The 12349-nt window shown below is 74.1% G+C and carries 12 protein-coding genes; 7 read left to right on the top strand and 5 right to left on the bottom strand.

Annotated elements, in window-relative coordinates; all coding sequences use genetic code 11:
* Window positions 1-18 precede the first annotated feature (18 nt).
* Window positions 19-1257 (bottom strand): class I SAM-dependent methyltransferase, encoded by a 1239-nt coding sequence (locus E9549_RS06655; protein ID WP_236825759.1) that lies wholly within the window; start codon window positions 1255-1257, stop codon window positions 19-21.
* A 195-nt stretch (window positions 1258-1452) separates the two neighbouring features.
* On the opposite strand from E9549_RS06655, the gene groES reads away from it, so the two are divergent.
* Complete coding sequence (groES, locus tag E9549_RS06650; protein ID WP_014377938.1) at window positions 1453-1761, top strand: co-chaperone GroES; 309 nt, start codon at window positions 1453-1455, stop codon at window positions 1759-1761.
* A 108-nt stretch (window positions 1762-1869) separates the two neighbouring features.
* Entirely contained in the window at window positions 1870-3513 is a 1644-nt protein-coding gene (gene groL / locus E9549_RS06645) for a chaperonin GroEL (protein ID WP_236825758.1), read from the top strand.
* Between the two features lie 153 nt (window positions 3514-3666).
* Here the strand turns inward: groL and E9549_RS06640 are convergent, their stop codons facing one another.
* Window positions 3667-3966 carry a WhiB family transcriptional regulator gene (locus E9549_RS06640; protein ID WP_236825757.1) on the bottom strand — a complete coding sequence of 100 codons (300 nt, stop codon included), beginning with the start codon at window positions 3964-3966 and terminating at the stop codon, window positions 3667-3669.
* Window positions 3967-4343: 377 nt separating this feature from the next.
* Between E9549_RS06640 and E9549_RS06635 the strand changes: the two genes are divergently transcribed.
* Window positions 4344-5039, top strand: a complete 696-nt coding sequence (locus tag E9549_RS06635) for a response regulator transcription factor (protein ID WP_255714980.1) — start codon at window positions 4344-4346, stop codon at window positions 5037-5039.
* Between the two features lie 237 nt (window positions 5040-5276).
* Here E9549_RS06635 and E9549_RS06630 read toward each other — a convergent pair whose 3' ends face one another.
* Entirely contained in the window at window positions 5277-5675 is a 399-nt protein-coding gene (locus tag E9549_RS06630) for a DUF5319 family protein (RefSeq protein ID WP_236825755.1), read from the bottom strand.
* 137 nt (window positions 5676-5812) lie between these two features.
* Between E9549_RS06630 and guaB the strand changes: the two genes are divergently transcribed.
* The 4 genes from guaB to E9549_RS06610 all read left to right on the top strand — a co-directional run bounded on the left by guaB (window position 5813) and on the right by E9549_RS06610 (window position 11213).
* A complete protein-coding gene (guaB, locus tag E9549_RS06625; protein ID WP_236825754.1) occupies window positions 5813-7327 on the top strand; it encodes an IMP dehydrogenase in 1515 nt (504 codons plus the stop codon).
* A gap of 2 nt (window positions 7328-7329) precedes the next feature.
* Window positions 7330-8457, top strand: a complete 1128-nt coding sequence (locus E9549_RS06620; protein WP_236825753.1) for a GuaB3 family IMP dehydrogenase-related protein — start codon at window positions 7330-7332, stop codon at window positions 8455-8457.
* Window positions 8458-8461: 4 nt separating this feature from the next.
* A complete protein-coding gene (gene guaA, locus E9549_RS06615; RefSeq protein WP_236825752.1) occupies window positions 8462-10024 on the top strand; it encodes a glutamine-hydrolyzing GMP synthase in 1563 nt (520 codons plus the stop codon).
* Between the two features lie 190 nt (window positions 10025-10214).
* The gene (locus E9549_RS06610) at window positions 10215-11213 is read left to right on the top strand and encodes a sodium:calcium antiporter (RefSeq protein ID WP_236825751.1); all 999 of its coding nucleotides are present in this window, start codon (window positions 10215-10217) and stop codon (window positions 11211-11213) included.
* A 67-nt stretch (window positions 11214-11280) separates the two neighbouring features.
* Here E9549_RS06610 and E9549_RS06605 read toward each other — a convergent pair whose 3' ends face one another.
* Window positions 11281-11574 carry a hypothetical protein gene (locus E9549_RS06605; protein ID WP_236825750.1) on the bottom strand — a complete coding sequence of 98 codons (294 nt, stop codon included), beginning with the start codon at window positions 11572-11574 and terminating at the stop codon, window positions 11281-11283.
* Window positions 11567-12349: LiaF domain-containing protein (locus E9549_RS06600; protein ID WP_236825749.1), on the bottom strand; the 783-nt coding region annotated here is incomplete at its 5' end. The genes E9549_RS06600 and E9549_RS06605, both read right to left, overlap by 8 nt.

Below are 12349 nucleotides of genomic sequence, written 5' to 3'. Positions count from 1 at the left end.
ATCACGCGATCTCGTGCGTCAGTCGGTGGTGACGTCGCAGACGAGTGCCGTCGGGGCGCCGGCGACCCGGGTGACGACGACGGTCGCCGTCCCGCCGCCGGGGCCGCGGAGCTGCCGGGCCAGGGTCTCCGGCTCGATCGCCGAGCCGCGCTTCTTCACCACGACGCGGCCCACCCCCCGCTCGCGCAGCAGCGCCTTCAGCTTCTTGAGGTTGAACGGCAGCACCGCGTGGACCCGGTAGGAGCTGACCCACGGGCTCAGGACCGGGCCGTCGGAGGACAGGTAGGCGATCGTCGGGTCGACGAGGGACGCACCGAGGTCGGCGGCCACCAGCGAGACCAGGCCCGAGCGGATGACCGCGGGGTCGGGCTCGTGCAGCCAGGCCCGCACCGGTCCGGCCGGGGCCGGCCCGGGGTCGGCGTCCGCGGTCAGCTCGTGCACCTCGCCGTCGCGGACGACGGTCGCCCGCCGCCAGGTGGCCGAGACGGCCGGGCCCCAGAGCAGCGCCTCGACGATCGACCCGCCGACCGACACCCACTCCGCCTCCACGCCGCCGGGCACCCGGTCGTGGTCCAGGCCGGGCGCCACCTTCACCACCGACGTCGGCACCCTGGCGAGCAGCTCCACGACGGTCGACCACGGCGGCGACCAGCGGTCGGGGTCCAGCAGCCGCCGCCCGCCGGCCCGCCGGGCGGGGTCCAGGACGGCGGCCCCGCACCCGGCCACCTCGCCACCGCGCGCTGCGGCCACGAGCTCCACCGCGTCGCCGGCCACCACCCAGACGTCGTCGGCGACCCCGAGCGCCTCGGCGTTCGCGGCGGTCAGCTCCCGGGCCACCGGGTCGACATCGACGGCGAGCACCCGGGCACCCGCGCGGGCGAGCGCGATCGTGTCGGTGCCCGCGGCGCACCCGAGGTCGGCGACGGAGTCGGCGCCCCCGGCCAGCAGCCGGGCCGCGCGCCGGGCGGCGAGCTCGGGCCGCCCGGCCTGCTCGAGGGTGTCGCCGGTGAACAGCATCCGGTCGGCGTCGGCCCCGAAGGCCGCCCGGGCCCGCTGCCGCTGCCGGGCGGTGCCCCACGCCGGGCCGGCGAGGTCGGTGCCCACCTCGGCGCGCAGCCGCGTCAGCGCGGCCACCGCGTCGACCCCCTCGGCCAGCAGCGCCGCCGCGCGCGCCAGCGCCGCCGTGCCCTCCGGCGTCGTCAGCGCGCGCAGCTGGCGCACCGTCTCGGCGGTCTGCTCCTCGGATGGCCGGTCCACCGGCACAGCGTGGCGCACGCGCTGGTCGGCGCCGACGTCACCCACCCCGGCGACCGGGTTGAGTGGCTGGCACTCTCCTGGGTAGAGTGCCAAACGACACGGGCTGGCGCCCGACCCCCGCGACGGCGGGTGCCTGACCTCGTGCCACAGCATCGAACATCCCTGCCGTCCGACACCGAAGGGGGCGTCACCGACGTGACGACCGCTACCAAGGTCAGCATCAAGCCGCTGGAGGACCGGGTCGTGGTCCAGGCCAACGAGGCCGAGACCACCACCGCTTCCGGTCTGGTCATCCCGGACACCGCCAAGGAGAAGCCCCAGGAGGGCACCGTCGTCGCCGTCGGCCCCGGCCGCATCGACGACAACGGCAACCGCGTCCCGCTCGACGTGAACGTCGGCGACGTGGTCATCTACTCGAAGTACGGCGGTACCGAGGTCAAGTACGCCGGCGAGGAGTACCTGGTGCTCTCCGCCCGCGACCTGCTCGCCGTCGTGGAGAAGTGACCGCAGGTCGCTAGCTCCACCGCGTAGCACCCCGACCGCCCCGGGCGACCCGAACTCGGGTCCCGGGGCGGTCGTCTTTCGCCCTGCACTGACTGATCGGAAGGGCCCATGGCCAAGATCATCAAGTTCAACGAGGACGCCCGCCGAGCTCTGGAGCGCGGTGTCGACAAGCTCGCCGACGCGGTCAAGGTGACGATCGGCCCGCGCGGCCGCAACGTCGTCCTCGACAAGAAGTTCGGCGCCCCCACCATCACCAACGACGGCGTCACCATCGCCCGCGAGGTCGAGCTCGAGGACCCGTACGAGAACCTCGGCGCCCAGCTGGCGAAGAACGTCGCCACCAAGACCAACGACGTCGCCGGTGACGGCACCACGACGGCGACCGTGCTCGCCCAGGCGCTGGTCCACGAGGGCATGCGCAACATCGCCGCCGGCGCCAACCCGATGGCGCTGGGCCGCGGCATGCGCGCCGCCGTCGACGCCGTGCACGCCGCCCTCGACGCCGCCGCCACCCCCGTGGAGAAGCGCGAGGCCATCGCCGGCGTCGCCACCATCTCCGCGCAGGACGCCGAGGTCGGCGAGCTGATCGGCGAGGCGATGGAGCGCGTCGGCAAGGACGGCGTCATCACCGTCGAGGAGAGCAACACGCTCTCCACCGAGCTCGACGTCACCGAGGGCGTGCAGTTCGACAAGGGCTACCTCTCGCCCTACTTCGTCACCGACCCCGAGGCGATGGAGGCCGTCCTCGAGGACGCCCTCGTGCTGCTCGTCAGCGGCAAGATCAGCGCGCTGGCCGACCTGCTCCCGCTGCTGGAGAAGGTGCTGTCGACCGGCGGCCGCCCGCTGCTGATCGTCGCCGAGGACGTCGAGGGGGAGGCGCTCTCCACCCTCGTCGTCAACTCGATCCGCAAGACCATCAAGGTCGTCGCGGTGAAGTCGCCCTTCTTCGGCGACCGGCGCAAGGCGTTCATGACCGACCTCGCCGTCGTCACCGGCGGCCAGGTGGTCAGCGAGGACGTCGGCCTCAAGCTCGACCAGGTCGGTCCCGAGGTGCTCGGCACCGCCCGGCGGGTCACCGTCACCAAGGACGAGACCACCATCGTCGACGGCGGCGGCACCTCGCAGGCCATCGGCGACCGCGTGGCGCAGATCCGCCGCGAGATCGACGCCACGGACTCCGACTGGGACCGGGAGAAGCTGCAGGAGCGGCTGGCCAAGCTGGCCGGCGGCATCGGCGTCATCCGGGTCGGCGCGGCCACCGAGGTGGAGCTCAAGGAGCGCAAGCACCGCATCGAGGACGCCATCGCCGCCACCCGCGCGGCGGTGGAGGAGGGCGTGATCCCCGGCGGCGGCTCCGCCCTGGTGCACGCCGCGAGCGCGATCGACGCGCTCTCGCTCGAGGGCGACGAGCTCACCGGTGCCCGCGCGGTGCGCACGGCGCTGGACGCCCCGCTGGTGCAGATCGCCGACAACGCGGGCTTCGAGGGCCGCGTCGTCGTCGCCAAGGTGCGCGAGGCCGGTGCCGGTCAGGGCTTCAACGCCGCGACCGGCGAGTACGGCGACCTGGCCGCGCAGGGCGTCATCGACCCGGTGAAGGTCACCAAGGCCGCGCTGGGCAACGCCGTCTCCATCGCGGCGATGGTGCTCACCACCGACTCCGCCGTCGTCGAGGCGCCGGAGGAGGAGGACGACCACGGTGCCGGTGGCCACCACACCCACGGTCACTCGCACGGCCACGGGCACAGCCACTGATCTCGGCGATGATCAGGTGACCTGATCGGGGCGCGTCCTCCCTCACCGTCTGCCGTGGGGAGGGCGCGCCACGGCGAGGGAGGACGTCACCGCACACGCGAGAGGGCCCGGTCCAGGAAACCTGGACCGGGCCCTCTCGGCGTTCGTGGGGGGCTACACCCCGGCGGCGACGGCGGCCGGCTCGGCGGCGATCAGCCGGGCCCGCTCCTCCTCGCTCATGCCGCCCCAGACGCCGTAGGGCTCGCGGACGGCGAGAGCGTGCTTGAGGCACGCGTCGATCACCGGGCACCGCGAGCAGACGGCCTTGGCCGCGGACTGCCGCCGCGCCCGGGCCGGCCCGCGCTCTCCGTCGGGGTGGAAGAAGAGGGACGTGTTCTCGCCACGGCAGGCGCCGTGGAGCTGCCAGTCCCAGACCTCGGCCACGGGCGTCGGGAGTCTGCGGATGTCGGCCATGTCTCCTCCGGGAACTCGGTAGAGCCGGAGGGGGCTGTCCGGCTGCAAGGGGCCCGGTGCCCTCGCCGTCCCACGTCCAAACACAGCCGATTCGCAACTTTTGCCCCGTGTGCGCTCCGTCACCTGGTCACCGAGGCGCTCACCCCCCGGGGTGAGGGCGTCTGTTCCCCCGCGGGGGAGTCGATCACTGTGGCTCCAGGTCGTGCTGACGTCCGGGATGGGGGAGCTACCCGGACCGGCTGCCCGACCGGCGCGGAGGTGGAGGGCCCACCAGGGCTCTCCACCTCCGGCGACGCCCGGCCGGGTGCCCTCCCGGCCGGTGGGGGGACCCGGCCGCCGGCCGGGAGGAGCGAGGAGCTGGCGTGATCGACGACAGGATGCGCGCACCGGTGCACGGCGCGACCGTGTGGGTGTACGACGAGCGACGGCGGGTCCGGGACGACGTCGCCTCGCGGCTGGTCGCCCTGCCCTTCGTCGGCCGGGTCGAGGTGGTCGGTGACGCGCAGTCGCTGATGGCCCGCCTGGCCACCCGCACGCCCGACGTCCTGGTCGTCGGGACGCAGCGCGCCGTCGACACGGGGCTCTCCGCCGCCACGCAGGCGCTGCGGTCGCACCCTGGCCTGCCGGTGCTCGTGCTCGGCGCCCCCGACGACGCCGAGAGCGTCCGGGCGGCCGTTGCCTTCGGGGCCCGCGGCTACCTGCGCTGGGACGCCAGTGCGATCGAGATGGGCCTGGGTCTCTCCCGCGTCGGGCTGCGGGCCGACGGCCGGATCCCGCAGCAGGCGACCGCGCCCGCGCCCGCGTGGAGCGGTGCCGCCCCGCTGGTGGGCTCCGCGCCCACCACGGTGCGCTCGACGGTGCGCGACGCCGCCCCGGCGGTGGCGCTGTCCATGCGCGAGATGCAGGTGCTCACCGGGATGAGCCAGGGCAAGAGCAACGCCCAGATCGGCCGGGAGCTCTACCTCTCCGAGGACACGATCAAGACCCACGCCCGCCGGCTGTTCCGCAAGCTCGGCGCGAAGGACCGTGCCGAGGCCGTCGCGACGGGCTTCCGCCGCGGCATCATGACCTGAGCGGTCGCCCGCCCGGCAGGTGCACACCGAGGGCCGCCTCCCGGACCGGGAGGCGGCCCTCGGTGCGTTCTGCGTCCGCCCCGTCGTGGCCGACCTCCGTGACATGGGGCCCTGGACGACCCCGCAGACCCCGACTTCCCGCATCTCGGCGGGAAGAGGCAGCACGCGGAGGCGCTCAGCGCAGCCGGGGGACGGCACGTGGCCGCGGTGCGGTCCGTGGGACCGCCGTGTCGCAGCTCAGTCGTCGCGGGCGTGGCGGCCGGTGCGCCCGCCGCTGGGCTCGTCCCGCTCGGCGAGCGCGGCGATCCCGTCGGCGTACCCGCTGGCGTAGTCCCAGCTGACGTAGTCGTCGGGGTTCGGGTCGAACGGGGGCTCGTGCCGGCCGGTCTGCCCCTCGTCGAGGAGCTGGCGCAGGTTGGCCTGCATCAGCGCCCAGTCGACGTGGTGCTCTTCCTCGCAGTCAGGGCAGTCGACCACGATGCCCTTGATGCCGGTCGGCTCGAGCAGGGTGCGGAAGACCTCGAGCTCGGCCAGGTCGTCGAGCACCCCGGCCCGCTCCTCCATCGTGAGCGGCGGAGGCGCTGGCCCGTCGGCCGGGCCGAAGTCCGGCCCGAAGGCGTCGTCGAACGGAGACACGGTCACACGGTAGCCGTCGAGCAGGCGGAGCACCGCCCCCTCCGGCCCGCCGCCTACGATCAGGGCCAGGTCCCGCGCGCCCGCGAGGTGTGTCGACCGGTGTCCGACCCGAACCGCGCCGAAGGGTGGCCGCGCACATGCAGCCCGACTCCGTGCCCGAGCTGCCGGCGAAGTTCGCCCGGCTCGGGCTCACCTACGACGACGTCCTGCTCGTGCCCGGGGCGTCCGACGTCGTCCCGGCCGAGGTGGACACCAGCAGCCGGGTGACCCGGCGGATCACGCTGGCGGTGCCGCTGCTGTCCAGCGCGATGGACACCGTGACCGAGGCCCGCATGGCGATCGCCATGGCCCGCGTCGGTGGCATGGGCGTGCTGCACCGCAACCTGTCCGCGGAGGAGCAGGCCGGCCAGGTCGACCTGGTCAAGCGGTCGGAGGCCGGCATGGTCACCAACCCGGTCACCTGCTCGCCGGACAACACGCTGGCCGAGGTCGACGCGCTGTCGGCCCGCTACCGCATCTCCGGCGCGCCGGTCGTCGACGACGGCGGCGTCCTGGTGGGCATCGTCACCAACCGCGACATGCGGTTCGAGACCGACATGAACCGCCTCGTGCGCGACGTCATGACGCCGATGCCGCTGGTCACCGCCCCCGTGGGGGTCGACCCGGACACCGCCCTCGGGCTGCTGTCCCGGCACAAGATCGAGAAGCTGCCGCTGGTCGACGACTCCGGCCGCCTGCGCGGGCTGATCACCGTCAAGGACTTCGTGAAGCGCGACCAGTTCCCGCTGTCCACGAAGGACGCCGACGGGCGGCTGGTCGTCGGTGCGGCGCTCGGCGTCGGCGAGGACGCCTACGAGCGCGCCGGGCTGCTGGTCGACGCCGGCGTCGACGTGCTCGTCGTCGACACCGCGCACGGTCACCAGCGCGCGGTGCTGGAGATGGTGACCCGGGTCAAGAAGGACTTCGGCGGCGAGGGCGGGCTGGAGGTCGTCGGCGGCAACGTCGCGACCCGCGCCGGTGCGCAGGCCCTCGTCGACGCCGGGGCGGACGCGGTCAAGGTCGGCGTGGGCCCCGGCTCGATCTGCACGACGCGCGTGGTCGCCGGTGTCGGCGTGCCGCAGATCAGCGCCATCTACGAGGCCTGGCTCGCCGCCGGCCCCGCCGGGGTCCCGGTCATCGCCGACGGCGGGCTGCAGTACTCCGGCGACATCGCCAAGGCCCTCGTCGCCGGCGCCGACACCGTGATGATCGGCGGCCTGTTCGCCGGGGTCGAGGAGGCACCGGGCGAGCTGGTCTTCATGAACGGCAAGCAGTACAAGACCTACCGCGGCATGGGCAGCCTCGGCGCGATGCAGAAGCGCGGCAACCAGTCGTTCAGCCGGGACCGCTACTTCGCCGACGACGTGCTCTCCGACGACAAGCTCGTCCCCGAGGGCATCGAGGGCCAGGTCCCCTACCGCGGCGCGCTCTCCGGTGTCGCCCACCAGCTCGTCGGCGGCCTGCGCGCCTCCATGGGCTACGCCGGGGCCGGCACCGTCGCCGAGCTCAAGGAGCGCGGGCAGCTGACCCGCATCACCTCCGCGGGCCTGGTCGAGAGCCACCCGCACGACATCCAGATGACCGTCGAGGCACCGAACTACCGGGGGCGCTGAGCATGAACGCGCGCGACACCGTCGACATCGGCCTCAACCGCTTCGCCCGCCGGGGCTACGACCTCGACGAGGTCTCCATCGTCCCCTCGCGGCGGACCCGGGACGTCGACGACGTCTCGACCGCCTGGCAGATCGACGCCTTCCGGTTCGGCATCCCGCTGGTGACCAGCCCCAGCGACGCCGTCGTCAGCCCGGCGACGGCGATCGCCGTGGGCCGGGCCGGGGGGCTCGGCGTCCTCAACGGCGAGGGCCTCTGGACCCGCTACGACGACCCCGCGCCCGTGTACCGCCGGATCGCCGAGGCGGCCGCCGCCGGCGCCCCGCCGGTCGCGCTGCTCCAGGAGGTCTACGCCGAGCCGGTGAAGACCGACCTCATCACCGCGCGGATCAAGGAGATCGGCGAGGCCGGCGCCACGACGGCGATCCGCATCTCGCCGCAGCACACCGAGCAGCTCGCGCCCGCAGCGCTCGCCGCCGGGGTGGACCTGCTGGTCATCCAGGGCACGATCGTCTCGGCCGAGCACGTGACCAGCCAGGGCGGTGCGCTGAACCTCAAGGAGTTCATCGCCGACCTCGACGTCCCGGTCATCGTGGGCGGCGCGGCGAACTACACCACCGCCCTGCACCTCATGCGCACCGGCGCGGCCGGCGTGATCGTGGGGGTCGGCGCCGACACCTACTCGACGACGGACGCCGTCATGGGCATCCGCGTACCGCTGGCCACCGCGATCGCCGACGCCGCCGCGGCCCGCCGCGACTACCTGGACGAGACGGGCGGCCGGTACGTGCACGTGATCGCCAACGGCCGGATCGAGACCAGCGGCGCGATCGCCCGCGCGCTGGCCTGCGGCGCCGACGCCGTCCAGCTGGGGGAGCCGCTGCGGATCGCCGCCGAGGCCCCAGCCGGGGGCGTGTGGTGGGACTCGGTGGCCGCCCACCCGCGGCTGCCGCGCGGTGCGACCTCGGCGCCGGTCGAGCCGGCGGGCTCCCTGGAGGACGTGCTGCTCGGCGCGGCGGAGTCCGCCGACGGGCGCACCAACCTCTTCGGTGCGCTGGCCCGCACGATGGCCAAGACCGGGTACTCCGACCTCAAGGAGTTCCAGCGCGTCGACCTCGTCGTCGGGGGCTGACCGCGTGGAGTTCCCCACCGTCCTCGTCGTCGACTTCGGCGCCCAGTACGCGCAGCTGATCGCCCGGCGCATCCGCGAGGCGGGCGTCTACTCCGAGATCGTCTCCTCGGACGTGCCGGCCGAGGAGATCATCGCCCGCAAGCCGGCGGCGATCGTGCTCTCCGGCGGCCCGTCCAGCGTCTACGCGCCCGAGGCCCCGCAGGTGGACCCGGCGCTGTTCGAGTCCGGCGTCCCGGCGTTCGGCATCTGCTACGGCTTCCAGGCGATGGCGGCCTCGCTCGGCGGCACGGTCGCCCGCACCGGCGACCGCGAGTACGGCGGCACCCCGCTCACCGTCACCACCGGCGCGCGATTGTTCGGGTCGCTACCGGTCGAGCAGAACGTGTGGATGAGCCACGGCGACGCCGTCTCGGCCGCGCCGCCCGGGTTCACCGTCACCGCCACCTCCACCGGCGCCCCGGTCGCCGCCTTCGAGGACGTCGACCGCAGGCTGGCCGGCGTGCAGTTCCACCCCGAGGTGCGGCACACCGCGCACGGGCAGACGGTGCTCGAGCACTTCCTGTTCGACATCGCCGGCCTCGAGCCGACCTGGACGATGAGCAACGTCGTCGACGAGCAGGTCGCGCTGATCCGCGAGCGGATCGGCGACCGGCGGGCGCTGTGCGCGCTCTCCGGCGGCGTCGACTCAGCCGTCGCCGCGGCGCTGGTGCAGCGGGCGATCGGCGACCGGCTCACCTGCGTCTACGTCGACCACGGGCTGATGCGCGCCGGGGAGACCGAGCAGATCGAGCGCGACTTCGCCGCCACCACCGGCGCGGACCTGCGGGTGGTCGACGCCAGCGAGCAGTTCCTCGCCGCCCTGGCCGGGGTCAGCGACCCGGAGGAGAAGCGGAAGATCATCGGCCGCGAGTTCATCCGGGTGTTCGAGCAGGCGGCCACCGACGTCGTCGCCGACGCCCAGGCGCACGGCGAGACGGTCGACTTCCTGGTGCAGGGGACGCTCTACCCCGACGTCGTCGAGTCCGGCGGCGGCAGCGGCACGGCGAACATCAAGAGCCACCACAACGTGGGTGGGCTGCCCGAGGACCTCACCTTCACCCTGGTCGAGCCGCTGCGGACGCTGTTCAAGGACGAGGTGCGCGAGGTGGGCCGGCAGCTCGGCCTGCCCGACCGGCTGGTGCAGCGCCAGCCGTTCCCCGGGCCCGGGCTCGGCATCCGCATCGTCGGCGAGGTCACCCGCGAGCGCCTCGACGTGCTCCGCGCGGCCGACGCCATCGCCCGCGAGGAGCTCACCGCGGCCACGCTGGACGGCGAGATCTGGCAGTGCCCGGTGGTGCTGCTGGCCGACGTCCGCTCGGTCGGCGTGCAGGGCGACGGGCGCACCTACGGCCACCCGGTCGTGCTGCGCCCGGTGTCCAGCGAGGACGCGATGACCGCTGACTGGACCCGGCTGCCCTACGACGTGCTGGCGAGGATCTCCACCCGGATCACCAACGAGGTCGAAGAGGTCAACCGCGTCGTCCTCGACGTGACCAGCAAGCCGCCCGGCACCATCGAGTGGGAGTAGGAGGACCCCCTTCCTCCCCACCCTCCGCAGGCTCAGGGCGGGGCCCTGGAAGGGGGCCGTTCCAGCACGTCACCGGGGCCGTTCCAGCAGCTCGCCCGGTGCGGTCGCGGGGCGGCGCGGTCCGTGGTGAGCTGGGGCCTTCGCCGGGTCGATGGGGACGGGGGCGCGGGTGACCGGGACGTGGCCACTCGTGCCGAGCGTGCTCGCCCTGATCGGCATGGGGCTGGTGATCGTGCTGGCCGGGGTGCGGCTGACCCGGGTGGCCGACTCGCTGGCCGAGCGCACCGGCATGGGGGACGCCCTCGGCGGCGCGTTGCTGCTCGGAGCCGTCACGTCGCTGCCCGGCATCGTGACCACGGTGACCGGGTCCCTCGAAGGGGACCCGGGGTTCGGCCTGGCCAACCCGGTGGGCGGCGTCGCCGTGCAGACCGGGTGGCTGGCCATCGCCGACCTGGTCTACCGCCGGGCCAACCTCGAGCACGCGGCCGCCTCGCTGGAGAACCTCCTCCAGGCGCTGATCCTGGTCGCGCTGCTGGCCGTCCCGGTGATCGCCTACGCGACGCCCGACCTCCGGCTGGGCTGGGTCCACCCGATCACGCTCCTGATCCCGGTCGTGTACGGGTACGGCCTCCACCTGCTCCGGCGGCTGCGGAAGTCGCCGATGTGGGAGCCCGTGCTCACCTCGGCGACGGAGAAGGAGGGCGAGGGGCCCGAGGCCAGCCACGCGCGGATGAGCTCGCTGTGGATGCAGCTGGCCGCCCTGGGCCTGGTGGTGGGTGTGGCCGGGTGGGTCATCGGCCGGGCCGGCCTCGGCATCATCGCCTCGACCGGGCTGCCGAGCACCCTGGTCGGCTTCACCTTCACCACGGCGATCACGTCGCTCCCGGAGCTGGTGGTGCTCGTGACCGCCGTGCGCATGGGCACGCCGACCCTGGGCGTCGGCAACATCATCGGCGGCAACACCTTCGACACGCTGATGATCGGGATGGCCGATGTGTTCTACCTGGCGGGCCCGGTCTACCGCGACGCCGGCGACCCGAGCCTGGTGCTCCTCGGTGGGACGATGCTCATGACGGCGGTGCTGGCCGGTGGGCTTGTCGTGCGCGACCGCAAGGGGATCGGCTTCGAGGGGTTCGTCATCCCGCTCATCTACGCGGCGACGGTGGGGTTGATCTACGCGACCGGCTGACCCCCCGGACGCGGCGAGGGCCCGGGAGCGGTCGCTCCCGGGCCCTCGCACCCCGCCCTCCCGCCGGTCAGCCCCGGCTGCGCGGCTTCCGCAGCTCCCGGACCAGCAGCGCCACCCCGGCACCGATCAGGAAGACCCAGAGCAGGGTGCCGTCGTCCAGGAGGGTGAACGGCAGGACGGCACCGACCATCGCCGAGAGCGCCAGCACGACGAACAGCACGCCCGGGACGAGGGCGACCAGGTCGACCCTGCGGCGGGGCTCCGGCGCCGGCCGGTCCTCCGTCTCCAGCGGCTGGACCATCTGCCACTGCTGCTCCTGCCAGGCCGTCGGCGTGGTCGGGAACTCGCTGTAGTCAGCCACGGGACACCTCCACCTGTCCGATACCGCTGTGGATTTCGAGCTCGATCTCGGGCTCGCCGTCGTCGGTCCACCGGGCCGAGCCGAGGCCGGCGTGGAAGCCGCCCCCGGTGCCGCTGTCGCCGAAGACGTCGACTTCCCCGACGCCCTGGTCCGCGGAGACCCGCACGTCGGCGGAGCGCGGGACGACCACCTCGACGTCGCCGACGCCGTGGTCGATCCGCACCTCGAGGGCCTCGTCGAGGTCGTCGAGGGGCACCTCGGAGAGGTCGACGACCAGGTCGCCGATGCCCCCGCTGTAGACCTCCCGGACGTCGGCGACCGACTGCGGGCGGTACGTGCGGTCGCCGATGCCGTTGCCGCCGGACGGCGCGGTCGTGACGGTCAGCAGCGCGAGGGAGAGGACCACCCCGAGGACGATCAGCCCGCCGCGCGCGATGCGGCCCCCGGTGACCGCGCCGACGACCAGGCCGGCGCCGACGACGAGCAGCGCCGTGGCGAGGAAGGCCGTCGGGCCGGGGTCCCAGCCGGTGATCCGGGACAGCAGCGCCAGCAGGCCCATGAGGATGAGCAGCCCGGCGATGGTGACGCCCGGCACCGGCGACCGCGGTCCGACGGGGCCGCGGACGCGGGCCCGCACCGCGGGCCGCCCGGACGCGGCGGGCTCGGCGCCGTCGGCGGCGACCGGCATGAGCAGCCAGAGCAGCAGGTACACCAGCACACCGGTGCCGCCGGCGGCGCCGAGCCCGCCGCGTCCGGGCGGCCCGCGGTGCGGGCC

Source organism: Blastococcus sp. MG754426 (genome assembly GCF_021699055.1).
GTDB lineage: Bacteria > Actinomycetota > Actinomycetes > Mycobacteriales > Geodermatophilaceae > Blastococcus.
This window is presented reverse-complemented; position numbering and strand designations above follow the sequence as displayed.

Excerpts from the sequence above, each read along its gene's own strand:
- E9549_RS06635 (WP_255714980.1), top strand. The coding sequence starts at position 4,344 with ATGCGCGCACCGGTGCACGGCGCGACCGTGTGGGTGTACGACGAGCGA.
- E9549_RS06640 (WP_236825757.1), bottom strand. The coding sequence starts at position 3,966 with ATGGCCGACATCCGCAGACTCCCGACGCCCGTGGCCGAGGTCTGGGAC.
- guaB (WP_236825754.1), top strand. The coding sequence starts at position 5,813 with ATGCAGCCCGACTCCGTGCCCGAGCTGCCGGCGAAGTTCGCCCGGCTC.
- groL (WP_236825758.1), top strand. The coding sequence starts at position 1,870 with ATGGCCAAGATCATCAAGTTCAACGAGGACGCCCGCCGAGCTCTGGAG.
- E9549_RS06620 (WP_236825753.1), top strand. The coding sequence starts at position 7,330 with ATGAACGCGCGCGACACCGTCGACATCGGCCTCAACCGCTTCGCCCGC.